At 74.2% G+C, this 24,245-nt stretch carries 23 protein-coding genes and 1 riboswitch; of the genes, 16 read left to right on the plus strand and 7 right to left on the minus strand.

What is annotated here, in order from left to right:
* Positions 1–152: 152 nt before the first annotated feature.
* Positions 153–1,463, plus strand: a complete 1,311-nt coding sequence (locus tag ACGFI9_RS07495) for a YibE/F family protein (RefSeq protein WP_393176028.1) — start codon at positions 153–155, stop codon at positions 1,461–1,463.
* Between the two features lie 154 nt (positions 1,464–1,617).
* Positions 1,618–1,748, plus strand: a riboswitch (cyclic di-AMP (ydaO/yuaA leader).
* A gap of 5 nt (positions 1,749–1,753) precedes the next feature.
* Positions 1,754–2,773: a coiled-coil domain-containing protein gene (locus tag ACGFI9_RS07500; RefSeq protein ID WP_393176030.1), complete on the plus strand. Its 1,020-nt coding sequence runs from the start codon at positions 1,754–1,756 to the stop codon at positions 2,771–2,773.
* 64 nt (positions 2,774–2,837) lie between these two features.
* Here the strand turns inward: ACGFI9_RS07500 and ACGFI9_RS07505 are convergent, their stop codons facing one another.
* Positions 2,838–3,509 (minus strand): carbonic anhydrase, encoded by a 672-nt coding sequence (locus ACGFI9_RS07505; protein ID WP_393176032.1) that lies wholly within the window; start codon positions 3,507–3,509, stop codon positions 2,838–2,840.
* Positions 3,510–3,708: 199 nt separating this feature from the next.
* On the opposite strand from ACGFI9_RS07505, the gene ACGFI9_RS07510 reads away from it, so the two are divergent.
* Positions 3,709–4,047 carry a helix-turn-helix transcriptional regulator gene (locus tag ACGFI9_RS07510; RefSeq protein WP_393176034.1) on the plus strand — a complete coding sequence of 113 codons (339 nt, stop codon included), beginning with the start codon at positions 3,709–3,711 and terminating at the stop codon, positions 4,045–4,047.
* A gap of 57 nt (positions 4,048–4,104) precedes the next feature.
* Entirely contained in the window at positions 4,105–5,340 is a 1,236-nt protein-coding gene (gene mycP, locus ACGFI9_RS07515) for a type VII secretion-associated serine protease mycosin (protein WP_393176036.1), read from the plus strand.
* 120 nt (positions 5,341–5,460) lie between these two features.
* Here the strand turns inward: mycP and ACGFI9_RS07520 are convergent, their stop codons facing one another.
* The 4 genes from ACGFI9_RS07520 to eccCa form a co-directional block, all read right to left on the minus strand.
* A complete protein-coding gene (locus ACGFI9_RS07520; RefSeq protein ID WP_393176038.1) occupies positions 5,461–5,739 on the minus strand; it encodes a WXG100 family type VII secretion target in 279 nt (92 codons plus the stop codon).
* A gap of 28 nt (positions 5,740–5,767) precedes the next feature.
* Positions 5,768–6,076: a WXG100 family type VII secretion target gene (locus ACGFI9_RS07525; protein ID WP_393176040.1), complete on the minus strand. Its 309-nt coding sequence runs from the start codon at positions 6,074–6,076 to the stop codon at positions 5,768–5,770.
* A 230-nt stretch (positions 6,077–6,306) separates the two neighbouring features.
* Positions 6,307–6,573: a hypothetical protein gene (locus tag ACGFI9_RS07530; RefSeq protein WP_393176042.1), complete on the minus strand. Its 267-nt coding sequence runs from the start codon at positions 6,571–6,573 to the stop codon at positions 6,307–6,309.
* 67 nt (positions 6,574–6,640) lie between these two features.
* A complete protein-coding gene (eccCa, locus tag ACGFI9_RS07535; RefSeq protein WP_393176044.1) occupies positions 6,641–10,606 on the minus strand; it encodes a type VII secretion protein EccCa in 3,966 nt (1,321 codons plus the stop codon).
* 168 nt (positions 10,607–10,774) lie between these two features.
* Between eccCa and eccD the strand changes: the two genes are divergently transcribed.
* On the plus strand, positions 10,775–12,172 hold the full coding sequence (gene eccD, locus ACGFI9_RS07540; protein WP_393176046.1) for a type VII secretion integral membrane protein EccD: 1,398 nt from the start codon (positions 10,775–10,777) through the stop codon (positions 12,170–12,172).
* Here eccD and ACGFI9_RS07545 read toward each other — a convergent pair.
* Complete coding sequence (locus ACGFI9_RS07545) at positions 12,156–13,328, minus strand: type VII secretion protein EccE (protein ID WP_393176048.1); 1,173 nt, start codon at positions 13,326–13,328, stop codon at positions 12,156–12,158. The two genes, eccD and ACGFI9_RS07545, sit on opposite strands and share 17 nt — an antisense overlap.
* Positions 13,329–13,491: 163 nt before the next feature.
* On the opposite strand from ACGFI9_RS07545, the gene eccB reads away from it, so the two are divergent.
* The 11 genes from eccB (at position 13,492) to ACGFI9_RS07600 (ending at position 23,695) form a co-directional block, all read left to right on the plus strand.
* Complete coding sequence (eccB, locus tag ACGFI9_RS07550; protein WP_393176050.1) at positions 13,492–14,982, plus strand: type VII secretion protein EccB; 1,491 nt, start codon at positions 13,492–13,494, stop codon at positions 14,980–14,982.
* A 116-nt stretch (positions 14,983–15,098) separates the two neighbouring features.
* Entirely contained in the window at positions 15,099–15,473 is a 375-nt protein-coding gene (locus ACGFI9_RS07555) for a hypothetical protein (protein ID WP_393176052.1), read from the plus strand.
* Complete coding sequence (locus ACGFI9_RS07560; protein WP_393176054.1) at positions 15,466–16,698, plus strand: WXG100 family type VII secretion target; 1,233 nt, start codon at positions 15,466–15,468, stop codon at positions 16,696–16,698. Before ACGFI9_RS07555 ends, ACGFI9_RS07560 begins: the two co-directional genes overlap by 8 nt.
* 109 nt (positions 16,699–16,807) lie before the next feature.
* On the plus strand, positions 16,808–17,332 hold the full coding sequence (locus tag ACGFI9_RS07565; RefSeq protein WP_393176056.1) for a PadR family transcriptional regulator: 525 nt from the start codon (positions 16,808–16,810) through the stop codon (positions 17,330–17,332).
* Positions 17,329–18,012 carry an ABC transporter ATP-binding protein gene (locus tag ACGFI9_RS07570; RefSeq protein ID WP_393176058.1) on the plus strand — a complete coding sequence of 228 codons (684 nt, stop codon included), beginning with the start codon at positions 17,329–17,331 and terminating at the stop codon, positions 18,010–18,012. The genes ACGFI9_RS07565 and ACGFI9_RS07570 overlap by 4 nt, the downstream gene beginning before the upstream one ends.
* Positions 18,009–20,336, plus strand: coding sequence for an FtsX-like permease family protein (locus ACGFI9_RS07575; RefSeq protein WP_393176060.1), 2,328 nt, complete (start codon positions 18,009–18,011; stop codon positions 20,334–20,336). The genes ACGFI9_RS07570 and ACGFI9_RS07575 overlap by 4 nt, the downstream gene beginning before the upstream one ends.
* Before the next feature lie 148 nt (positions 20,337–20,484).
* Complete coding sequence (locus tag ACGFI9_RS07580; RefSeq protein ID WP_393176062.1) at positions 20,485–20,946, plus strand: hypothetical protein; 462 nt, start codon at positions 20,485–20,487, stop codon at positions 20,944–20,946.
* A gap of 138 nt (positions 20,947–21,084) precedes the next feature.
* Positions 21,085–21,906, plus strand: a complete 822-nt coding sequence (locus tag ACGFI9_RS07585) for a hypothetical protein (protein WP_393176064.1) — start codon at positions 21,085–21,087, stop codon at positions 21,904–21,906.
* A 41-nt stretch (positions 21,907–21,947) separates the two neighbouring features.
* Positions 21,948–22,289 carry a DUF1232 domain-containing protein gene (locus ACGFI9_RS07590; protein WP_393176066.1) on the plus strand — a complete coding sequence of 114 codons (342 nt, stop codon included), beginning with the start codon at positions 21,948–21,950 and terminating at the stop codon, positions 22,287–22,289.
* A gap of 50 nt (positions 22,290–22,339) precedes the next feature.
* The gene (locus ACGFI9_RS07595; protein ID WP_393176068.1) at positions 22,340–22,756 is read left to right on the plus strand and encodes a pyridoxamine 5'-phosphate oxidase family protein; all 417 of its coding nucleotides are present in this window, start codon (positions 22,340–22,342) and stop codon (positions 22,754–22,756) included.
* A gap of 291 nt (positions 22,757–23,047) precedes the next feature.
* A complete protein-coding gene (locus tag ACGFI9_RS07600) occupies positions 23,048–23,695 on the plus strand; it encodes a C39 family peptidase (protein ID WP_393176070.1) in 648 nt (215 codons plus the stop codon).
* Between the two features lie 53 nt (positions 23,696–23,748).
* On the opposite strand, the gene ACGFI9_RS07605 is transcribed toward ACGFI9_RS07600, so the two are convergent.
* Positions 23,749–24,204, minus strand: coding sequence for an Lrp/AsnC family transcriptional regulator (locus tag ACGFI9_RS07605; protein ID WP_393176072.1), 456 nt, complete (start codon positions 24,202–24,204; stop codon positions 23,749–23,751).
* Positions 24,205–24,245 lie beyond the last annotated feature (41 nt).

Consider the following 24,245-nt stretch of genomic DNA (forward strand, 5'->3'; position numbering starts at 1 on the left):
CGCCGGGCCCGGCCCGGGTCGGCCGCGCCCCGAGGCCGGGTGGCTACCATTCCCGACGACGACCAGGCCTGCGACATCCCGCGGGCACCCCGGCCGGTGAACCGGACGACCGGGTGACACGTATCCCGCTGTGAATCGTTGGGAGACTCGCCATGGGCGCCGACCACACCCGTTCCGTTCCGCCCGCCCCGCCGGGCGTACGACGGCTGCTCATGGCGACGGTGCTGCCGCTCTTCGCGCTCACGGTGATCGCCGCGCTGGTGCTCTGGCCCCGCGACACCCCGGAGCCGGCCGGCGGCCCGGAACTGCCGCGCTACCACGGCACGGTGACCCGGGTGGTGACCGAGCCCTGCCCGGTGACCCCGGAGACCCCGGAGGGGGGTCCGGGCGGGTCGGCGGGTCCGTGCGGCACGGTCACGGTCGCCGCCGAGCAGGGGCCGGACGCCGGACGCCAGGTCGAGGCGCCGGTCCCGTCCGGACCGGGCGCGCCCCGGGTCGAGGTCGGCGACAAGGTCATCCTGGTCGAGCTGGTGGACCCGGCCGACCCGGCGACGAAGAGCTACAACATCGCCGAGCACCAGCGCGGCACGCCGCTGGTCTGGCTGGCCGCGCTGTTCGCCGTCGCCATCGTGGCGTTCGGCCGCTGGCGCGGGCTGGCCGCGCTGGGCGGCCTGGTCGCGAGCTTCGCGATCCTGCTCGGCTTCGTGCTCCCCGGGATCGGCGCCGGCCAGCCACCGCTGCTGGTGGCGATCGTCGGCGCCGCGCTGATCATGTTCGTGGTGCTCTACCTCACCCACGGGATCACCGCGCAGACCTCGGTGGCGGTCCTCGGCACCCTGGGCAGCCTGGTCCTCACCGGGGTGCTCGGCACGCTGGCCACCGCGGCCACCCACCTCACCGGCTTCGGCAGCGAGGACGCCACCACGCTGTCCATGTTCCAGCGGGACGTCGACCTGCACGGGCTGCTGCTGGCCGGCATCATCATCGGCTCGCTGGGCGTCCTGGACGACGTCACGGTCACCCAGGCGGCCACGGTGACCGAGCTGGCGCAGGCGAACCCCGGCCTGTCGCGGGTGCAGCTCTACCGGGCGGCCACCCGGGTGGGCCGGGCGCACATCGCCTCCACGGTCAACACGATCGTGCTGGCGTACGCGGGGGCGTCGCTGCCGCTGCTGCTCCTGCTGGTGGCCGACTCGCGGCCGGTCAGCCAGATCCTCACCAGCGAGTTCATGGCCCAGGAGATCGTCCGCAGCGCGGTGGCCACGCTGGGGCTGATCGCCGCCGTACCGCTGACCACCGGGCTGGCCGCGGTGGTGACCACCGCCGGCCGGGGCGGTGCCGCCGCGCCGGCCGGCGCGCCGCCGGAGCCGACCACGCCACGCCCGTCGGTCGGGCGGGACGATGCCCTGGCGGCACTCGGCGGGCGGCGCGGGCCGGAGAGGACCACGGAGGCCGCATGGTGACACTCCGCAGCGTGACCACCGGGTTCAAACGCGATGCTGGTCACGCAGGGCCACGACGAAATAGGGCTTCTGGTCGGCTTCCGGACGTAGATCCCCGCCCGGACTCTCAGGTAACCTCGCTGCCGGTTACCGCCGAAGGCGCGCAGCGGCGCCAGCGGTGCCACCGCCCAATCGCCCACGGGCGAGCCGGGGAACCAGGTATCTGGGGTGAATCCGCGCGAGCGGTAGGGGCCGCTTCCGTCCCGAACCCGGCAGCTAACCCGGTCGGCGGTCGACGGAAGGGAACACTGTTGACGGCACCCCTGCGCCGCTGGTTGACACCCGTGGTGGCCGTGTTCGCCGCATGCGCCGTCTTCGCCGGGCCCGCCCCGGCGCTGGCCGCGCCGAACACCCCCACCCCCTCGGGGCACGCGGAGGACGACGATCCGCCGCTGATCAGCGAGGCCATCGCCAACGCGAACCGCAACTTTCTCCAGGCCAAGACCAAGCTGGAGAAGTCGAAGAAGCGCCAGCTCCAACTGGCCCTGGAGGTCCGGGCGGCGCAGCAGGAACTCGACGCGCTGAGCCCGCAGGTCACCGCGATCGCGGCGCAGTCCTACCGGACCGGCCGGCTGGGCGTGATGACCGTGCTGTTGGAGAGCAGATCGCCCGACTCGTTCGTCCGCCGGGTCGCCGTGCTGGACGAGCTGAACATGGTCAACGCGCAGAAACTCGCCGCGGTCAACGCGGCGAAGACCCGCGCCGAGCGGGCCAAGCTCGCCCTCGACGCCGAGGTCCGGGAGCAGCAGAAGCAGACCAACGTGATGGCCCGCGAGAAGGCCGAGACGGAGAAGGCGCTGAAGCTGGTCGGCGGGATGGGTTTCACCGGCGGCCTGGTCTCGGCCACCTCGCCGGTCGCCCGGATCGGTCCCGGCCGGACGGCCGACGGTGACTGGAAGCCCGAGTCGTGCAGCGAGAACGACCCGACCACCTCGGGCTGCGTCACTCCGCGCACGCTGCACGCCTACAAGGAGGTCAGGCGGGCCGGCTTCAACCGCTTCGCGGGCTGCTACCGGCCGGGCGGGCCGTGGGAGCATCCGAAGGGCCGCGCCTGCGACTGGTCGCTGCAGAAGAGCGGCTTCTCCCCCTGGCACAACAACGACATGCGGATGTACGGCAACAACGTCGCCGCCTTCCTCATCCGCAACGCCGACCGGCTGGGCATCTACTACGTGATCTGGAACCGGCAGATCTGGTTCCCGGCGACCGGCTGGAAGTCGTACAGCGGACCCTCCAACCACACCGACCACGTGCACATGTCGCTGCTGTAGCCGACGTACGCCGACAGGGGCCGTCCCGCGTTCGCGGGACGGCCCCTCGTCGTTCGGGCGTGGGTCAGCCGGCCAGGGCGGCGGGCGCCTGGTCCGTGGCCTCGACGGGCAGCGCCGTGGCCGGCGTGCGAGCCGGCACCTCGGCCACCGTCCGCACCTCGCCCGCGCTGAGCCGGTACGACATGCCGACCACCCCGCACCGCCCGGCGGACACCCGCTCGGCGACCACGGCGGAACGGGCCAGCAGGGCCTCCACGGTCTGCGCGATGTGGATGTCGACGATCCCGTCGACGTCCTCGACGCCCTCCCGCGCGGCCCGCAGCAGGCTGGGCGCGACCGCGTCCACCAGCGCGCCGAGATGCCCGGCCGGGGAGGTGCCGGTGCGCACCGACTCGCGGGCGGCCTGCACCGCGCCGCAGGAGTCGTGGCCCAGCACCACGACCAGCGGGGTGCCGAGCACGGTGACCGCGTACTCGACGCTGCCGAGCACCTCGGGGCCGACGGTGTGGCCGGCGGTCCGTACCACGAAGAGGTCACCGAGGCCCCGGTCGAAGATGATCTCGGCGGCGAGCCGGGAGTCGGAGCAGCCGACGATCACCGCGAAGGGGTGCTGGCCGTCGGCGACGGCGGCCCGGTGTCCGGCGTCCTGATTGGGATGGCGGGGAGCACCGGTGACGAACCGGCGATTGCCGGCGTAGAGCTCCGCGAGCGCCTGTTCGGGAGTGGTCGGCGTCAATGGCTTGCCTTCCTTCGTCCTCGCGCGAAACGACCTGGTCGGCCCGGCCGGCGGCGAAGGCGGCCTCGCGACCACCGTCACACGCAGCACAAGGCACGTCAAGATTTACGTGATACGGATTTCGTGCGTTCAGCCACACCTGATCGGGACCCGGCCCCGGTCCGGGCCAGGACCGGCCGACGCGGCGACGGGCCATACCATGACCACCATGGCGACGACAGCGGGCGAGAACGGGAGCCCCCGGAACTGGACCTTCCTCACCAACCACGGGCACGTGCTGCTGGCCATCGCGCGCAACCCCACGGCGCGGCTGCGTGACGTCGCCGACGAGGTGGGCGTGACCGAACGGGCCGCCCAGGCGATCGTCGCCGACCTCGAGGCCGGCGGCTACCTCCGGCGCACCCGGGTGGGCCGGCGCAACGAGTACACGATCAACCCGAGCGGCCACTTCCGCCACCCTGCCGAGGCCGACCAGCAGGTCGGCGCGTTGCTGGCGCTCTTCGCCACCGAGCCGGACACCGAGCCCGCCGAGAGCTGACCCCGCCCGCCGCGCCCGTCACCGCGCGTCGCGCGCGGCGGCGGTAGTCTCACCCGCGTGCACGACAGCTTGCGGCCGGACGGGACGACGGTGAACGCCGGTACCGGACACCGGTTCCGGTCCCTCCTCAGTGGAACGCTCGCGGCGCTGCTCGGCACCGTCCTGGTGGCGCCCGCCCCGGCCGCGGCGGCACCGAAGTGCGGTCCACCCGGCAACCCCGCCCCGACCGGGGCGACCTGGGCGCTGGACCGGCTCGCCCCGGCCACGGCCTGGCGGGTCACCAAGGGACGGGGCGTCACCGTGGCGGTGATCGACTCCGGCGTCTCGCCCCGCCACCCGCTGCTGCGCGACAAGGTGCTGCCGGGCACCGATTTCAACCACCTGGTGCAGCTCCAGGGGCAGTGTGACCTCGTCGGTCACGGCACCCTGGTGGCGGGCATCATCGCCGGCCGGGAAGGCACCGGCGTGCCGTACAGCGGGATCGCGCCCGAGGCGAAGATCCTGCCGATCCGCATCCTCGCCGACAACCAGCGGACCTTCGACGAGTCGATCCCGGCCGAGATCGGCAAGGCGATCAGGTGGGCGGTCGACCACGACGCCGACGTCATCAACCTGTCCCTCGTGACGCTGAACAAGCGCGAGCTCAAAGATGCCGTCGACTACGCCCTGAGCAAGAACGTGGTCCTGGTGGCCGCCGCCGGCAACCGGCAGGAGAACCAGCAGGACCAGCCGGCGTACCCGGCCGCGTACGACGGCGTGATCGCGGTCGCCGGGATCGACGACAAGGGCGGGCACGTCGGCAGCTCGGTCACCGGTGACTACGTGGACATCGGCGCGCCCGGCCTGAACATCGTCGGGCCGGCCCCCGGCGGCTCGGGATACCTCTACGAGCCGCAGGGCGGCACCAGCTTCGCGGCCGCGTACGTCTCCGGGGTGGCCGCCCTGATCCGGGCCGCGCACCCGGACCTCACCCCCGAGCAGGTCGCCTACCGGCTGACCCGGACCGCCGACAACCCGCCCGACGGGCACAACGCCGAGGTCGGGTACGGGATGGTCGACCCGTACCGGGCAGTGACCAGCCTGCTGGGTACGCGGGCCAATGCGCCGCTCGGCGCGATGCCGGAGCCCGCTCCGCCGGCCGACCCGCTGGCCTGGCAGCGGGCCGTGGCGATCTGGGTGGCCGTGGTCGGCGCGGTGCTGGCCGGCGTCCTGCTGACCCTCCGGCCCATCCTGATCCTCGGCCGGCGGCGCGGCTGGCGCCCCGGGCGCCGCTCCACGCCGCAGGACGCCTGACCGCGGCCGGCCCGGCCGACGGCCGGCCGACGCCTCCCGGCGGCCCACGGCGACGGCCCCCGAACGCACTGCGGCTCCGCACCGGCAGAGCCGGGCGGAGCCGCAGGAGGCGGGATCAGCTCACTCCCAGACCTTGGAGTTGCTCATCTCGGTGGTCATGTAGTTCTCGCGGGCGATGCCGACGGCGTGGCCGATGTCGTTCAGGACCTTGTTGATGTCCCGGACGGCGGCGTCCCACTGGGCCTGGTGCTGCTCGTAGGCGACGCGGTCCTGACCCTCCCACTCGAGCTTGGTCAGCATCGACCGCAGCGTGTCCAGCTTCTCGTCGATGGTCCGCGAGATGGCCTGCATCTGCTGGTTGCTGCTCTCGAGAACGGCGTAGTCAACCTTGATGCTCATCAGTTCCTCCTCTGCCTGTCTTCGCGGATCACGGGTTGAGAGCAGCGTGGAACTTGTCCAGCATCTGCTGCTGCTCTTCGTCGTTGACCTGGTGCGTCGTGCCCGACTTGTCGAGCAGGTCGGCGATGTTGTCCATCGCCGTCAGCAGCTTGACCGTGTCCTCGTTCCAACGCGTCATCAGCGACTGGAAACCGGTCGACGCCTGGCCCTTCCAGGCCATCGCGAGGTCGTCGACGACGTTCCACAGCTTCTTGAGCTCGCCGTCGACGTCGCTGCGCGTGGACCGCACGTCACTCGCGGCGGTGTGCAGAGTCGCTGCACTGACCTCGAACGCCATGCTTCACACCCTTCCGTCATCTTCGTGGCGGCGGATCCGCCGCGCCCCTCCCCCGCGGCAAGGCGTACACACCCCACCGACGGACACTTCAACCGAACCGTAGCGGACGATGTCCAACCCGCGCAGCCCTGCTTTCGGACCGTCCTGTTGGCGCAGGCCCAGCAGCCGCAACGCATCCTGCCGTCGACAGTACGACGTGGACGGACCGGCGATCCGCCCGGGGTCGACCGTCAGGACGGCGACCGGTACGACCTGACGTGCATCACCACCCCGAACACCAGCGCGACCGCCAGCAGCGCCACGGCGGGCCAGAGCACCGGCTTTTCGACCGCCCGCTGCACGACCACGACCAGGAGCGCGACGACCCCGGTGAGCAACACCACCTCGGCGCCCCGGCGGGCGCGTGCCGACCGGCCGAACCGGGCGACCAGGGCGAGCCCGAGGAAGCCCGGGATCGTGACCAGGAAGTACAGGAACAGCCAGGAGTCCAGGCTCACGTGCTCCTCCCCGCACTGGTGACGGACGTACGGACGCCAGCCCAGGCGATCGACGCCGGCTGGTTCCTCAAGCCGGCTCCGTCCACGCGGTCTGGATGAGCTGCTGCCCGTCCCGGCGGCGGACCAGGGTGCCCCGGCCCGGCGGCTGCGGGCTCGGCCGCAGGTTGCCGAAGACCGCCCCCTCCTCCCGGCTGCCGGACATCAGCAGGCCCGGCGAGTCCAGCTCGCGCAGGCGTTGCAGCACCGGCTCGTAGAGGGCCCGCGCCACGCCGCCGACCCGCCGCGTGATGATCAGGTGCAGGCCGATGTCCCGGGCCTGCGGCAGCAGCTCGTGCAGCGCGCTCAGCGGGTTGTTGCCGCCGGACGCGACCAGGTCGTAGTCGTCGACCAGGATGTAGAGGTCCGGACCCTTCCACCAGCTCCGGTCGCGCAGCTGGGCGGTGGTCACGTCCGGCCCGGGCAGGCGGTTCTGCAGGGCGTTGCGGATCGAACCGAGGCCCTGGCTGAACACCTGGTTGGAGGGCGCGTAGTCGAGCAGGTGGTCGCCCTCCACGGCACCGAGCAGGCCACGCCGGTAGTCGGCGATGACCAGCCGGGCCTGCGCCGGGGTGTACCGCTCGGCGATCCCCCGGGCGATCAGCCGGAGCAGGTTCGTCTTGCCGCACTCCGCGTCGCCGAACACCGTCAGGTGCGGCTCGTTCGCCAGGTCCAGGTAGACCGGGGCGAGCGCCGACTCGTTGACGCCGATCGGGATGCCCGGGACCGACCGGTCGATGACCCTGGCCAGCTCGGCGACCGGCAGCTTGCGCGGCAGCAACCGGACCTTCGGCGCCGGACGGCCCGGCCAGTTGGCCGCGACGTGCCCGGCCAGGGCGACCGACGCCTCGGCCAGGTCCTCGATCTCGCGCTTCCCGTCGATCCGGGAGATGGCGGTGAGGAAGTGCAGCTTGTCACGGGTCAGACCACGGCCGGGCGAGCCGACCGGCACGTTCTGCGCGGCCCGCCGGTCGATCTCCGACTCGGCCGGGTCGCCGAGCCGCAGCTCCAGCTTCGTGCCGAGCAGGTCGCGCATGTTGATCCGGATCTCCGCCCACCGCACGGCGGTGACCACCACGTGTACGCCGAAACCGAGGCCGCGGTTGGCCAGGTTGGTGATGGTCTGCTCCAGCTCCTCGTACTCCTGGCGCAGGGTGTTCCAGCCGTCGACCACCAGGAAGATGTCGCCGAACGGGTCGTCGGCGAACTCCCCGGCGGCCCGGCGACGGCGGTAGCTGGCCACCGAGTCGATGCCGTGCTGGGTGAAGCGCAGCTCCCGCTCGTCGATGATCGCGACCACCTCGGCGATGGTCCGCCGGACCGCCTCGGTGTCCCGCCGCCCGGCCACCCCAGACATGTGCGGCAGCCCCTCCAGGCTGCGCAGCGCGCCACCACCGAAGTCGAGGCAGAAGAACTGCACCTCGCGCGGGGTGTGGGTGAGCGCCAGCGAGGCCAGCATCGAGCGCAGCATGGTGCTCTTGCCGCTCAGCGAGGCGCCCACGATGACCACGTTGCCGCCCGCGCCGGCCAGGTCGACCATCATCGGGTCGCGCCGCTGCTCGTACGGGCGGTCGACGATGCCGACCGGCACGGTGAGCCGGCCGCGCCCCGGCCAGTCGGCGGTGGTCAGGCCGTACGTCGGGTGCACCTTCAGCGGCGGCAGCAGCTCGCCCAGGCCCGGCGGTTCGGCCAGCGGCGGCAGCCAGACCTGGTGCGCCGCCCGACCCTGGCCCTTGAGCCGGTCGATCAGCACGTCCAGCATCGCCACGGCCTTGCCGTCGCCGGTCTGCTCCGGTTCGGGGGCGGTCTCCACCGGGGCCGGCGCGGCCGGCACCGGCACGTAGTCGATGCCGTACGGGACGATCCGGCGCTGCACCTGCGCCCGGGTGGACCGCTGCACCTGCCCCGGCGCCCGGTACGGCCCGGAGACGTACGCCGCCCGGAACCGGAGCATCGTGCTGGTGTCGGTCTTGAGGTAGCCGTGGCCGGGCGCGTTCGGCAGCTCGTACGCGTCCGGCACGCCGAGCACGATCCGGCTCTCCACCGCCGAGAAGGTCCGCAGACCGATCCGGTACGACAGGTGGGTGTCGAGACCCCGCAGCTTCCCCTCCTCCAGCCGCTGGGAGGCCAGCAGCAGGTGCACGCCGAGCGACCGGCCGAGCCGGCCGATCATGACGAAGAGGTCGATGAAGTCCGGCTTGGCGGCGAGCAGCTCGCTGAACTCGTCACAGATGATGAGCAGGCTGGGCATCGGCTCCAGCGGCTCGCCGTTCGCCCGGGCCTTCTCGTAGTCGTACCGGGAGACGTAGTTGCCGGCCGCCCGCAGCACCTCCTGGCGGCGGTTCATCTCGCCGGCCAGGGCGTCCCGCATCCGGTCGACCAGCGGCAGCTCGTCGGAGAGGTTGGTGATCACCGCGCTGGTGTGCGGCAACGCGTCCAGCGAGGCGAAGGTGGCGCCGCCCTTGAAGTCGACCAGGACGAAGTTGAGCTCCTCGGACGAGTGGGTCACGGCCAGCGCGGCCACCACCGTACGCAGCAGCTCGCTCTTGCCGGAACCGGTCGCGCCGATGACCAGGCCGTGCGGGCCCATGCCCTCGTGCGCGGACTCCTTGAAGTCCAGCTCGACCACGTTGCCGTCCGGTCCGACGCCGAGCGGGATGCGCAGCCGGTCGCGGTGGCTGCGGGGCCGCCAGGTCTGCCGGACGTCCACGGTGGCCGCGTCGCCGACGCCGAGCAGGTCCGGCAGCTCCATGCTGCGGGCCAGTGGCTCCTCGGTGCTGGCGCCCTGCTGCTGGGAGAGCCGGTACGGCGCGATCTGCCGGGCCAGCCCCTCGGCGGCCGCCAGGCTGAGCCGGTCCGGCTTGCCGAGCCGGGACGTCGTCGCGCCGCGGACCAGGTCCAGCCCGGTGCCGTCGCCGGCGTCCAGGCAGAGCAGCCAGCGGCCGGCGTCCCGGGGCACCGTGCCGGAGAGGTCGATGACCGTGGCGCCGAGCAGGCCCGGCCCCATCAGCGCGCAGGTCGGCGAGACCTCGCCGCCGTCGAGCACCACCACCAGGTGCGGGGCGGTGGTGAGCGGCTTCGCCTCCGGGGCGAAGCGGGGGCGGCCGCCCAGCTCGTTGGCGAGCGCCGCCTCGGCCTCGGCGAGGCTGGCGAAGACCATCCGGCGGGCGCCCGCCGCGTCCGTACGCCCCGGGTGCTGGGCGTGCGGCAGCCACTTCACCCAGTCCCACGCCGGCTGCCGGTCGTGGGCGGCCACCACCGCGACGATCAGGTCGTCCGGGGCGTGGAAGGTGACCAGCTGGCCCAGCGCGGCCCGGGCCAGGTCGAGCACCGCCTCCCGCTCGCCGCGCAGCGCGATCCGGCTGAACGCGCGCAGCGACAGCGCGGTGGGCAGGTCCGGCACGCTGGAGTGGGCCCGGACGAACCGGCGCAGCGCGATCGCGCTCATCGGCTCCAGGTCCTCCACCGGCTTGGTCTCCGGCGGCACGATCTCCACGGCCAGCCGCTGCGGGCCGAGCGCGATCCGAACCTCACCGAAATCGTCCTCGGTGATCCGCCGCTCCCAGAGCCGGCGGGAGGCGGCGATCGACCAGAGCGAGTCGGGCTCCGGGTGGCGCCAGGTCATCGCCGCCCGCTGCTGCTCGGCGGCGCGCCGGGTGCGCTTGCGCATCTGGGCCAGGTAGCGCATGTAGTCGCGCCGCTGGGCGTTCAGCTCGGCCTTGTCGTTTCCGCCGTTGCCGAGGGTGCCGACGGCCATGCCGAGCATCGACACGCCGAAGAGGCCACCGGCGACGTACGTCATCATGCCGCCGCCGCGGCCGGCGTACAGGAAGGCCATCGCGCCGACGCCGCAGAGCATCGGCAGGATCATCAACACCTGGCCCATGCCCTTGGCCTGCGGCTCCGGCAGCTCGGGCGGGGACTCCAGCAACACCTCGCCGCGCGGCAGCGCGGGCCCCGGTTGACGCGGAAGCCGGCGGAACACCACCGTACTCACGGCTCTCCTCCCCAGAAGTGGCCCTGATCGTGGTCTGCCAACGGCCCGAGACGTCGGGTGGGCAACCTGTGCGACCGCCATCGTAGGTAATCTCCCGGGGGCGTCGTGGACCCACGGGGGCGACGTCACCGGCCGAGGTGGATCGTAGGCGAGCACGAGGAGGCCACTGTGGCGACGAAGGCGGCGACCGGCGGGCTGAGCCGGATCACCATCGTGGCGCCCCGGACCAGGATGGATCTGGCGTTGCCGTCGGATGTCCCACTGGCCGATCTGCTGCCCACCCTGCTGCGGTACGCCGGCGAGGACCTCGCCGACGAGGGCGTACGGCACGGCGGGTGGAGCCTGTCCCGGCTCGGCGGGCCGCCGCTGGACGGCGGGCGTACCGCCGCGCAGCTCGGCGTCCGGGACGGCGAGGTGCTCTACTTCAACCCCCGGGCCACGGCCGCCCCCGAGATCGTCTTCGACGACGTGGTGGACGCTGTCGCCACCGCCACCAACCAGCGTCCCGGCACCTGGCAGGTCGGCACCACCCGCTCGTTCGCCGTGCTCTTCGCCGGGGCGGCGCTCGCGGCCGGCGCGGTGGCGGCGCTCTTCACCGGTCCGCCGCAGCTGCCCGGCGCGCTGGCCGCGCTGGTGGTCGCCCTCGCCCTGCTGGTGACCGCCGCGGTGCTGTCCCGGGCGGCGGGTGACAGCCGTACCGGCGCCGTGCTGGCCATGGCCGGCCTCGGTTACGCGGCGATCGGCGGCCTGCTGGTGCTCGCCGGGGACCGGAAGCTGGCCGACCTGGCCAGCCCGCATGTGCTGATGGCCGCGACCGCGGTGGTGCTCTTCGGCGCGGTGGCCGCGCTCGCCGTCGGCGACCGGCTGCCGCTCTTCCTCGGCGCGGTCGCGGTGGGCGTGGCCGTCGGCGTCGGCGCGGTCCTCTGCCTGGCCTTCGGCATCGGGGCGGCGGCCGCCGCGGCGGTGATCGCGACCATCGCGTTCGCCGCCCTGCCGGCGCTGCCGATGGTCTCCTACCGGCTGGCCCGGCTGCCGGTGCCGTCGATCCCGACCGGCCCGGACGACCTGAAGACCGACACCGAGTCGGTGGACGGCCCGCAGGTGCTGCGCAACAGCGAGCGCGCCGACGCGTTCCTGACCGGCCTGCTGTGGACCGTCTCGGTGCTGGTCCTGGGCGGCCAGATCGTGCTCGCCGACAACGGCCGGCTCCCGTCGGTGCTGCTCTGCCTGGTGCTGGCCCTGCTGTCGCTGCTGCGGGCCCGCCCGTTCATCGGCCGCGCCCAGCGCACGCCGGTGCTGCTGACCGGCACCGTCGGGCTCGGGCTGGCCGCCGCGGCGACCTTCGGCGCCGGCTCGCTCCCGGTCCGGCTCGGGCTGATCCTGGGCGGCCTGCTGCTCGCCGCGCTGATCAGCCTGATCTACGGGCTGACCGTGGCAGGCAAGCGGATCTCGCCGGTCTGGGGACGCACCCTGGACATCGCCGAGATCCTGCTGATCGTCGCCCTGGTGCCGCTGGCCGTCTGGGTCTGCGGCCTCTACGGCTGGATCGTCAACCTTCGGCCGTGACCGTGCCCATCACGGTGGCCACCGGAGCGGTGGCGTAGACGCCGGGGCCGTGCTGCCCGTCCAGCGGGCGGGCCGGCACGCCGCAGCGCTTCGCCACGTCCCGGACGACCTTCACCAGCGCCGCGGCGTGCCCGTCCATCGCCGCCACCCGCAGCAGCGGGGGCACCCGGCGACCGCCGGGCAGCACGACCGCCGCGACCGTGTGCGACGGCGCGGAGGTGGCGGTCACCGCGTCCACCAACGCGCCCAGCGAGCCGTTGGGACGGACCCGCAGCGCCAGGCAGCGCTGCGTCCAGCCGCCGCCGCTCAGGCTGGTCCAGCTCTCCACCGGCGCCTGCGGCGCCAGGTCCAGCCCGGCCCCGGAGACCACCGCCGCGTGCAGCTCCTCCCGGCCAAGGACCCGGTGGTTGAGGCCGGCGGCGTTCAGCGCCTTGCCGAGCCGGCCCATGCCGGCGGCGACGGTACGGTGCACACCGCGCATGCCGCCGCCCCGGCTCACCGTCTCGGCGCGGGCGTCGGCCACGGAGAGGCGCAGCGCCACCCAGACCGTCCGGTGCGCGGCCGGCGGGGCGCCCGGCGCCGGGTACCAGACCAGGGTGTGCGAGACGACCTGGGTCTGGGTGACCGGACCGGCGAAGTCGGCGAGGACCGCCAGCGCGCGGTCCACCACGGCCGCCTCGATCGAACCGGCGGGCGTGCCCGGCCGGCCGGTCAGCGCGACCGCCGCGAACCAGCCCCGCTCGTCCTGTCCGACGCCGATCCGGGTGCCGCGCTCGGTCAGTTCGACCACGCTCAGCTCCGGCGCGAGCGCGGCCAGCCGCGGGTCGCCGGCGGGCACCGCGCCCTTCGCCCGGCCGCGGCGGCGGCGCATCCGCCGGCGGAGCATCAGGTCCTCGTACCACCAGCGGCCGCCGCGCCGGGCGAAGGCGGCCACCACCGCGAGCAGCGCCAGCGCGCCGACGGCCGGGAGCAGCCAGGCGGGGCCGCCGGTGGCGAACCACACGGCGAGCGCGGCGCACTCCAGCACCACCAGCTGGCCGACGACGACCGGGCCGAGCCGGCCGCGCCGACGGCTGTCGGCCGGGGTGACCGGGCGGTCGTCCGGGGCGGCGGGAGCGGCGGCCGTACGACCGGGTGGCGCCTGGACCTGCGTCATCGGTGAGCGTCCCTTCTGGACATCCTGGGCATCCGCCGGATCGGTGCGACGTCGGAGGACGGACGGGGTCCCGGTGGACCCCCGCCGGCCCCTTATCGTAGGGAAGCCCGCGGCGGAGTTCGGACCTGATCGTCGCGGGATCCACCCCCGCCGGAGGTTAGTCATGCGGACCCGCCGCGATCAGGTGCAGGCGTACCGCTTCGTCACCCGCCGCATCGTCTCCGCACTGCTCTCCGGTGATCCGGAGACCAACGACCTGCCGATGCGGCGGCTCGGCATGGCGGTGTTCGGCAGCATCATCGCCGCCGCCGTGGTGCTCGGCGGCGCGGGCGCGTACGGGCAGTTCACCGGCAACGCCGCGCCCCTGGAGCCGAACACGCTGGTGATCGAGCGGGAGACCGGCGCCACGTACGTCTTCACCGATGACGGGCTGCTGCACCCGACGCTCAACTACGCCTCCGCCCGGCTCATCCTCAACGAGGCGGACCCGCCGGTACGCACCATGTCGCAGGCCTCCATCAAGGACCGCCCGCGCGGCCGGACCGTCGGCATCGTGGGCGCGCCGGACGACGTGCCGGGCCGGAAGTCGCTGGTCGGCCTCCCCTGGTCGGTCTGCGACGTGCCCGACCCGGTGGACCCGCAGCGCTCGACCACCCGGCTGGTGATCGACCGGCCGCTGCCCGGCGGCACCCCGCTCACCGACCAGGCGGTGCTGGTCCGGGTGGACGGCACCCGGTACCTGCTCACCGGGGGTTCGCAGCTGCGCGTCGTCGGTGACGAGCAGGCCCTGGTCGCGCTGAAGATGGCCGGCGCGCCCACCCTCACCGTGGGTCAGCAGCTGCTCAACGCGGTGCCGGTCGGGCCGGAGCTGCGCAAGCCGAGCATCGACGGGTACGGCGGCGGCGGCTTGTCGGTCGCCGGCCGGCCGGCCCGGATCGGCCAGGTCTTCCGGGCCGCCGACCAGTACTACGTGCTGATCCGGCAGGGGCTCGTGGCGGTCACGGAGATGACCGCGCTGCTGCTGCTCGGGGACGGCGGGCAGGTCACCGACATCACCCCGTCCCAGGCCGGTGAGCTGCTCACCGACCGGCGACTGGACGCCGAGGGGCTGCCGCAGAAGCTGCCCGCGCTGCACGAGGTCCGCGCCGGACGCACCGTGCTCTGCGCCAGCTACCGGTCGGGCGGGCCGGGCCAGCCGCCGACCACCACGCTGGAGGTCTTCGACCAGCCCCCGCCCGAGCTGACCGCGTCGACCGGGGTCGCCGCGCGGCAGGGCGCCCGGGACGCGGTGCGTACCGCCGAGAGCGTGCTGCTGCCGGGCGGCAAGGGGGTGCTGGTGCAGGCCGCGGCCGGGGACACCGGCAAGGCGGCGGCCGGCTCCACGGTCTACCTGATCACCGCCCAGGGGGTGCGCTACCCGCTCGGCACCGCCTCCGGGGACGCCCGCACCGCCCTCGGCTACGGCGGCGTGTCGCCGCTGGCGGTGCCCGCGTCGCTGCTGGCCCTGGTACCGACCGGGCCGGCGCTGGAGCGGCAGGACGCGATGAGCTACTTCGACCCCGGCGCCGGTACGGCCGACGCCGCACCGGAGAAGCCGGACCAGCCGGCCACCACGGCGCCGTCGGAGTCGTCGTCCCCCGCACAGGGCGGATGAGGTCGGCCGGCAGTCCGATGTGGAACACCACGCGGGTACGGGTCGCACCGGCTGGCCCGGGTCGACTAACCTGAGCGTGGCCAACGGTTATCGACGATGACTACGGGGATGCAGCCATGAGCGGGCGCACGACAGTAGACGTACTGTCCCTGGAGGACTTCCACCAGCGGCTGGAGCAGCGACTCAGCGAGGCCGAGTCGGTGTTGAAGAAGCTCAACACCGAGATGCAGTGCCGACCGCCGGCGCTGGGCACCTTCACCGACGCGACCGACAACGCCCGCCGCTACGCCGAGACGCACGCGAGCTTCGCCAGCCACGCCGAGCGCCTGCGCCGGGCGATCGTGGCCGCCCAGAAGGCGACCAAGACGATCATGACCAACTACCGGACCGCCGAGGCGCGCAACGCCGCCGCCGCGGCCGACATCATCGCCGCCCTCTCCGGGGTCAGCGAGGCGATGAAGGCGCCGAAGGGGGAGGATCCGCGTGTCTGAGTACACCCAGCGCTACCAGCACGTCAGCCACAAGGAGCTCTACCAGGGCGTCACCGCCGGTGACCCGAAGCAGATCGACGGCCTCAGCGCCCAGTGGAGCTCGCTGAAGGACACCCTGGAGGGCCTCGGCCGGGATCTGACCAAGGACCTGGACGCGCTCGCCAAGACCTGGACGGGCGACGCCGCCCGGGAGTTCCACCAGCGGTTGAACCTGGTCGTCGACTATTCCGGCAACCTCGCCGAGGGCATGGCCGGCATCCGGCAGGCGCTCGACATGATGGCCACCGAGTTGCGCACCGCCCAGTCCAAGGCGGAGAGCCCGGAGGAGACCGACGACAACGACAAGCTGGTTGACGGCGCCGTCAAGGGCTTCCTGATGGGCGGTGCCGCCGGCGCGGTGATCGGCGGGTTCGTCGGCCACAAGCAGGACGAGGCCGAGCAGGAGAAGGCGCACCAGCGGATGGTGCAGGTCGTCGCGAACCTCGCCGAGGGCTACGACTTCTCCGCGTACGGGCGGATCGTCGTGCCCGAGGAACCCGACAAGCGCCTGCCGGGTCACACCGACGGCACCGGGCCGACGCTGGGCAACGGCCCCTCCGTGGGCACGCCCTCCGCCGGGCCGACCTCCGGCACGTTCGGTCCGAGCGCCGGGGCCACCGCGACCACCACGGGCGTCCACCACACCGGGCCGACCAGCGGCACGGCCGGCACCGGCACCGGCACCCCCGGCGCGGGCGGCCCGGGCGGCGTCGGCTCGGTCGGCATCACCGACCCGGCCGGCACCTCGCTCGCCGGCGCGGCCCCGCTGACCCCCACCACCGGCCCGATGACCGGCCTCGGCGGCACCAACCTCACCGGCGCCCCTTCCACCGTCCCGACCAGTGGCGGCAACTCGTTCTTCGGGGTGCCTGGCGTGGGCACCGGCTCGCTGGCCGGCTCCACCGGCGGGGTGACGGGTCGCCCGGGCGGGCTGGAAAACCGCTCCGCGGCCGGCACCGGTCGGCTCGCCGGCGGGCGGGGCGTCGTGGTCGACGCCGAGGGTCGGTCCAACGGCGGCAAGGGCACCGGCGCGCGTTCCGCCATGCCGGGTCGCAACGGGGTGCTGGGCAAGCACGGCCAGCACGACGAGGACGAGTCGGACGAGCACCTCACCTGGCTGACCGAGGACGAGATGGTCTGGGGCGACGGCAGGTCGGCTCCGCCCTCGGTGCTCGGCACCGACTGATCGCACGCTGACCGACGGCGCGGCACCCTCCGGTGAGGGTGCCGCGCCGTTGTCGTACCCGGCCGTCGCGGTATACCTACGTGGTATACCTGATGTGTATAGTCGCGCCATGTCGATCGGTCACACCTTCCTCGGCTTGCTGGAGTCCAGCCCCCGGCACGGATACGACCTCAAGCGGGCGTACGACGAGCGGTTCGGGCACGCCCGCCCGCTCCACTTCGGTCAGGTCTACTCCACCCTGTCCCGGCTGCTGCGCAACGGCCTGGTGGCGGTGGACTCGGTGGAGCCCGGCGAGGGCCCCGAGCGCAAGCGGTACGCGATCACCGAGGCGGGGGTGACCGACGTCCAGCAGTGGCTGTCGCAGCCCGAGAAGCCGGAGCCGTACCTGCAGAGCGTGCTCTACACCAAGGTGGTGCTCGCGTTGCTCACCGGCCGGCCTGCCGCCGACCTGCTGGACACCCAGCGCGCCGAGCACCTGCGGCTGATGCGGGAGCTCACCCGCCGCAAGACCCACGGCGACCTCGCCGAGCAGCTGATCTGCGACCACGCGCTCTTCCACCTCGAGGCGGACCTGCGCTGGCTGGAACTCACCGCGGCCCGCCTGGACGAGCTGGCGAAGGAGGTGCGGGCATGACCGCCGAGCCGCTGCTGACCGGCGAGGACCTGCACCGGTCCTTCGGCCCCACCCCGGCCCTCGCCGGCGCCTCGGTGTCCGTACGTGCCGGCGAGGTCGTCGCCGTGATGGGGCCGTCCGGGTCGGGCAAGTCCACCCTGCTGCACTGCCTGGCCGGCATCGTGCGCCCCGACCGGGGCCGGGTCCGCTACCGGGGCACCGAGCTGACCACCCTCTCGGACGCGGGCCGCAGCGCCCTGCGCCGCCGCGAGTTCGGTTTCGTCTTCCAGTTCGGACAGCTCGTACCGGAGCTGACCTGCCTGGAGAACGTCGCGCTGCCGCTACGGCTGGAGCGGGTGCCCCGACGCGAGGCGGAACGACGCGCCACCGAGTGGCTGGAGCGGCTGGAGGTGACCGACGTCGCCGGCAAGCGCCCGGGTGAGATCTCCGGCGGCCAGGGGCAGCGGGTGGCGGTGGCCCGGGCGCTGGTCACCGGGCCCCGGGTGGTCTTCGCCGACGAGCCCACCGGCGCCCTGGACTCGCTCAACGGCGAGCGGGTGATGCGCCTGCTGGCCGGGGCGGCGCGGGACGCCGGAGTCGCCGTGCTGCTGGTCACCCACGAGCCCCGGGTGGCCGCGTACTCCGACCGGGAGGTGATGGTCCGCGACGGCCGGGCCCGGAGCCTGGAGCAGGTGGCGTGACCGGGGCGGACCCCCGACGGCGCGGCGGCCGGCTGCGGGCCGGGCTGGGCGACCTGCTGATGGGCGCCCGGATGGCGGTGACCGGCGGCCGGGCGGGTTGGACGCGGACCGTGCTGACCGCGCTCGGGGTCGGCATCGGCGTGGCGATGCTGCTGCTCGCGGCGGCGGTGCCCGGCGCGATCGACGCCCGCGCCGCGCGCGCGGCGGCCCGCAACGACATGGGGCCGCCCGGGACGGGACTGTCGGCGGCGGCGAACACGTTACTGGTCGTCCCGGTGGACACCGTCTTCCGGAACCACCCCGTGCGGGGGCGGATCCTCCATCCGGAGGGCCCGGACGCTCCCCTGCCGCCGGGACTGACCGCGTTCCCCGGCGACGGCGAGGTGGTGGTCTCCCCGGCGCTGCGGGAACTGCTCGACTCACCCGACCGGGCCCTGCTCGCGCCCCGCCTGGGCGGCGCCCGGGTCGCCGGCACCATCGGCCCCGAGGGCCTGGCCGGTCCGCACGAGCTGGCCTTCTATCTGGGCCGCGACAGCCTGCCGGCGGATCGCGCGATGCGGTTGGACCACTTCGACGCAGGCGGCCCGGGCGAGGAGTTCGGCCCAGTGCTCTGGCTGCTCGTGGTGGTGGTCGTGGTGGTGCTGCTGCTGCCGATCGTGGTGTTCCTCGGGGCGGCCGTCCGCTTCGGCGGCGAGCAGCGCGACCGCCGGCTCGCCGCGCTCCGGCTGCTCGGCGCCGACGCGGGCATGGTCCGCCGCATCGCCGCCGCCGAGGCGGGGACCGCGGCGCTGCTGGGGCTCGCCGTGGGCGCCGGGTTCTTCCTCGCCGGCCGGCAACTGGCGCAGCTGGTGTCGCTGTACGACATCAGCGTCTTCCCGGGCGACCTGCGGCCCGTGCCGTGGCTGGTGGCGGTGGTGGCGCTGGCCGTACCGCTGCTCGCCGCCGGGATGGCGCTGCTGGCCCTGCGCCGGGTCGTCGTCACGCCGCTGGGCGTGAGCCGGCAGGCCACCCCGGCCCGGCGGCGGCTCTGGTGGCGGCTGCTGCTGCCCGGCGCCGGGCTCGCGCTGCTCCAGCCGCTCGCCGACGTGCGGACCGCGCGTACGGTTGCGACCGACAGTCAGGTGGCGGCCGGCTCGGTGCTCCTGCTCATCGGCACGGTCACCCTCCTGCCGTGGCTGGTCGACGTGCTGGTACGCCGGCTGCGCGGCGGCCCGCCGCCCTGGCAGCTCGCGGTCCGGCGGCTCCAGCTCGACAGCACCGCCTCGGCCCGGCTGGTCAGCGGGGTGGCGGTGGCCGTGGCCGGCACCATCGGCCTCCAGATGCTGGTGGCCGGGGTGCAGGACGAGTTCCGGCAGGCCAGCGGCCAGGACCCGAACCGGGCTCAGGCGATGGTCTCGCTGTACGGCCCGCCGGAAGCGCGGCAGGCACTCGCCCGGATCGCCGCCGTACCGGGCGTGGCCCGGAGCCTCGTCACCGTGTCGTTCGTGGCGTTCCCGGCACCCGCTGGGGTAGCCGCCGCCGACACCTCGCCCGTCGAGGTGCGGGTCGGCGACTGCGCGGCCCTGGCCGAATACGCCGACCTGGGGGGCTGCGCCGATGGGGACGTCTTCCTGGCCTGGCGGGACAGCCCCGTACCCGGCGTCGGCCCGGGGACCCGGCTCGGGTTCGGCGGCGGCGCGCCGCCCTGGCGGGTGCCGGTGGCCACCCGCACCGTGCCGGTGCGGGACGATCCGGCCGGCGGGCGGGGCAACGGTCTGCTGGTGACGCCCGGCGCGCTGGCGTACCTGCCGCCGCAGGGAGCCTCGGCCACCGCGCTGGTCCGCCTCGACCCGGCGGACCCGGACGCGGTGGAACGGCTCCGCAGCGGCGTCGCCGGGATCGACCTGACCGCCTCGGTCCTCACCCTGGACTCGATCCGGGAGAGCCGCCAGTTCGCCAACGTCCGCCGTGGGTTGCTCATCGGCGCGGTGGTCACCCTGCTGCTGATCGGGATGAGCATGCTGGTCGGCGTCCTGGAGCAACTCCGGGAACGACGCCGGCTGCTCGCCACGCTGGTCGCGGTCGGGACGCCCCGGGGCACCCTCGGCTGGTCGGTGCTCGGGCAGACCGGGGTGCCGGTGCTGGCCGGCCTGGTCCTCGCCACGAGCATCGGGCTGGCCATGGGCGCGGCGCTGCTCCGGATGGTCGGCGCACCGGTGGTGGTGAGCTGGCCGGTGGTGGGGCTGGGCGTGGGGCTCGGCGCCGCGGTGGTGCTGCTGGTAACCGGGGCGAGCCTGCCGGTGCTCTGGCGGTTGACCCGGCCGGACGGGTTGCGCGCCGAATGAGCCGGCGGCCCACCCGGTGGTACCGGGGGCACCGGGTGGGCCGTCGTCGCCCGACGCGGGTCCGTCCACAACGCATGGTGGGGCGGGTCACGTCACCCGATCTGCCAAGGCGGGTGCACGACGCGGATCCGACCGATAGGTTGAAACGGTGCAGTCCGTAGCGTTCGCTCCGCCCGTCTGGGCGGCCACGCTGCGCAGCCTGCGCCGGCTCACCCGGATGGCGGCGACCGCGCTGGTGCTTGTCGTCGGGCTCAACGGCCTGACCGCTCCCGTCACCGCCGATCCGCTCGGTCCGGTCTCGACGATCCGCCCGCCGGCCCACCTTCAGGTCTCGGCCGCCGCTCCGGCGGGCCGGTCCGTGGCCGGTTCCGTCGACGCCCGGCCGGGCCGGGGCGCGACGAGCGTCGCCTGGGCCGCCGGGGCGGGGGCGAGCACCGCCGACTCCGCCCACCGGCTGCCCCGGGCCACCTCGACCGCGCCGACCACCGGCGTACCGGCACGCCAGGCCGACCCCGACGTCGCGACGTCGCCGGCGGACGCCGCCGCCGTCGTGCCCGCCGCCGATCCCGGCCGGGACCCGGTCGCCCGTCGCGGCCCGCCGCGCGCCTGATCGCGCGGCCGCCCCCGCGCGGCCATGCATTTCCCGCCGCCCATCGGGGTACGGCTCTCCCGTGCCCGGCGGCTCCTCCGCCCGTCGCCCGGGCCCAGACCGTTGACCTCCCGAACGTCCCACCACGAGGTGCTGGTGATGCAGACCGTCTTCTCCGCAGTCCTGTACGACGTCCCCCAGGCCGCCGTGATCTGGCTGGCCCTGATCGCCGTGGCGGCGATCGTGATCGCCGCCCTCATCGTCCGCCCGGACCGGTTCCGCTCGGTGTTCGGCGAGCGGATCAGCGAGGCGGCCCGGCCGAGCAGCCTGGACCTGGCCGCGGAGGCCCGCGAGCGGTCCCGCGAGCGGGCCCGGTTCGCGCAGGAGGTGGAGGTGGCCGCGGCGCGCGCGGCGGCGACCGCCGAGCGGCGGCGGACCGAGTGGCTGGCGGCTCAGGACGAGGTCGAGGCGGCGTGGCAGGCGTACGAGGCGGCGGAGGAGGACGTCCGCCGGCTGGCCGCCGCCGCCGCGCTGCCGCTGCCCCGGACGGCCCGGACCCCCGCCGAGTACGCGGACCGCGAGCGCTGGCTGCACCGGGCGGCGACGGCCGCACAGGAGCGTGGCGAGATCACCGTGGCGCAGCTCAGCGACATCCTCGGGCACCGGGGCTGGGACCCGCGCCGGCACCCGGTGGAGCAGGAACTGCTGCTGCGCCGGCTGATCCGGGACAACGTCCGGGCCCGGCACGAGGCCGCCCGGGCGAAGGAGCAGGCCGCCTGGCGGGCCGCGGAGCTGGCCGCCGCCGCCGCGCGGAGCCTGCGGGACGAGGCGTACGCGGCGACCCGGCCCGACCCGGAGCCGCAGGCCGCGCTCTCCATCGTGGACCTGGGCGGGCCGGAGACCACCCGGGAGCTGCCGGCCCCGGCCCGGGCGGAGTCCGCGCCGGTGGCCCGGGGCCGGGCGGCCGTGCCGGCGTTCTGAGCGTCGGGCGGAGGTGGCCCGGTTCGGCTAGCGTGACCCTCGTGTCCCGCGAGGCCTGGATCCTGGTGGCGCTCGCCGGCGTCGTCGTGCTGGCGACGCTGGTCGGCGCGGTGCTGCTCGCCGTACGGGTGGTCCGCACCCGCCGGCTGCTCGGCGCGCTGGGCGTCGGCGGCAAGGTCGCCTTCTACGGCGCACTGATCTACGCGATCCTCCCGGTCGACCTGCTTCCCGACCCGATCTACCTGGACGACATGGGCGTGCTGGCCGGCAGCCTGTTCTACCTGGGCCGCCTGGTCGCCCGGCACCGCGCGGCGCAGCGCGGCCCGGCCGACCGGTCGCAGTCCCCGGCGGCTCCGGGCCGCCCGCACCGGCCCGTGTCATGATCTCCGACCGGGCCGGCGGTCGGCCCGGACCGACGTACCGAGGACGGAAGATGGCGGGCGCGCACCGGCTGGACGCACACGACACGCGGGTCACCCGGTTCTTCCGGGCCCGGCACCTGGCCACGCTGACCACGCTGCGGGCCGACGGCACCCCGCACGTCGTCCCGGTGGGCGTCACCTTCGACGCGGACGCCGGGCTGGCCCGGGTGATCACGTCGGGTGCCTCGGCCAAGGCCCGGCACGTCGGGGCGGCCGGCGCGGTGGGCACCCCGGTGGCGGTCTGTCAGGTGGACGGCCGCTGGTGGCTGACCGTCGAGGGCCGGGCGGTGCTGCGCCGCGACCCGGAGGCCGTGGCGGAGGCCGAGCGCCGGTACGCCGAGCGCTACCGCCGGCCCCGCCCCAACCCGGAACGCGTGGTCATCGAGATCGCCGTCACCCGCCTCCTGGGCAGCCTCCCACCCGCCTGACCGCGCCGCGCCCTCCCCACGGCGGGCCAGGAACCACGCCTTTCCCGGGAGCCTCCCGAGTCGTCGGCCACCCGGACATTGCGACCTTCGATCAACCTTCTGTGCCGGATGTCCGGTTAGCGGGTGGGCGAGGCCACAGCAGGAGCGGAATCGCCGAGGGTGACGAGCCGTTGCACATCCCGTGAGCGAGCGGGGGCCTCCCGCCCGCGTCCCCTGAGAACAGCCGAGCGCCAATCCCGGTGCTGCTGCGTCCCCGTGACGGGGACGGCAACCCCCGAATGGAGCTTCGACATGAACTCGATCTTCCGTAGGAGCATGCTGTCCGTCGCCGGTCTCGTGATGTCCGGCGGCGTCGTGGCCGGCCCGGCCGTGGCCGCGCACGCCGCCCCGGTGCAGGCCAAGCCGGTCAGCACGAAGGCCGCGGACAAGGGCGCCAAGGGCGAGCGGAGCGCGAGCTTCGACTACCAGGCCCAGCCGAACTACTACTACTGCGGCCCGGCGTCGACCCGGATCGCCCTGTCGGCCGAGGGCAAGGCGGTCAGCCAGGACGAACTGGCCGCCAAGCTGGGTACGACCGAGAACGGCACCGACTCGGCGATCGACATCACCCGGGTGCTCAACGAGTACACCGGTGGCAAGTACAAGACCACCGAGATCCGGGACGACGTGGCCACCAAGGAGCAGGTCGAGCGCCTGCGGGTGGACGTCAAGACCGCCGTCGACCAGGGTCGCCCGGTCGTGGCCAACATCATCGGCAGCGCGGTGGACATCGACGGCGTCGCGCACAGCTACCCGGGGCACTACCTGACCGTGGTGGAGTACAAGGACGACGGCAACACGGTGCTGATCGCCGACCCGGCCAGCCCGAACGAGCCGACGTACTGGATGAACGTGGCCGACCTGGCCAACTGGATCGCCAGCCGCGGCTACAGCTCCTGACCGAGCAGCGTGAAGGGCCGGTCTCCCCTGCGGGAGGCCGGCCCTTCGGCGTGTCAGGGGCTCGGGGGGTACGGGTCGAGGGGGCGCTCGAAGAAGCTCTCCAGCACCACCACGGTCTGCGTGCCGGTGACGCCCTCCACCTCGAACAGCCGGCGCAGGCTGGCCTGGAGCTGCTCCGGCGTGCCGACCCGGATCTTGACCAGCAGCGAGGCGGGGCCGGCGATGACGTGCGCCTCCTCGACCTCGGGGAGTGCGGCCAACGCCTCCCGGGTAGGCGAGTCACCCATCCAGGCGTTTGCCTCGACCAGCACGAACGCCAGCACTCCCCGGCCGACCGCGGCCGGGTCCACGTCCACCGTGGTCCGCCGAATCACCCCCTGCTCGCGCAGCTTGCGTACCCGTTCGTGGACGGCTCCGGTGGAGAGCCCGACCGCGCCGGCCAGCGCGGCGTATGACTGGGTGGCGTCGCGTTGCAGCGCGGCCAGCAGCTTCCGATCCACCTCGTCCACCGGCAACCTCCGTTCGGCACTTTCTCCCACTCACCAATTCT

The organism is Micromonospora sp. NPDC048930 (assembly GCF_043197935.1).
GTDB lineage: Bacteria > Actinomycetota > Actinomycetes > Mycobacteriales > Micromonosporaceae > Micromonospora.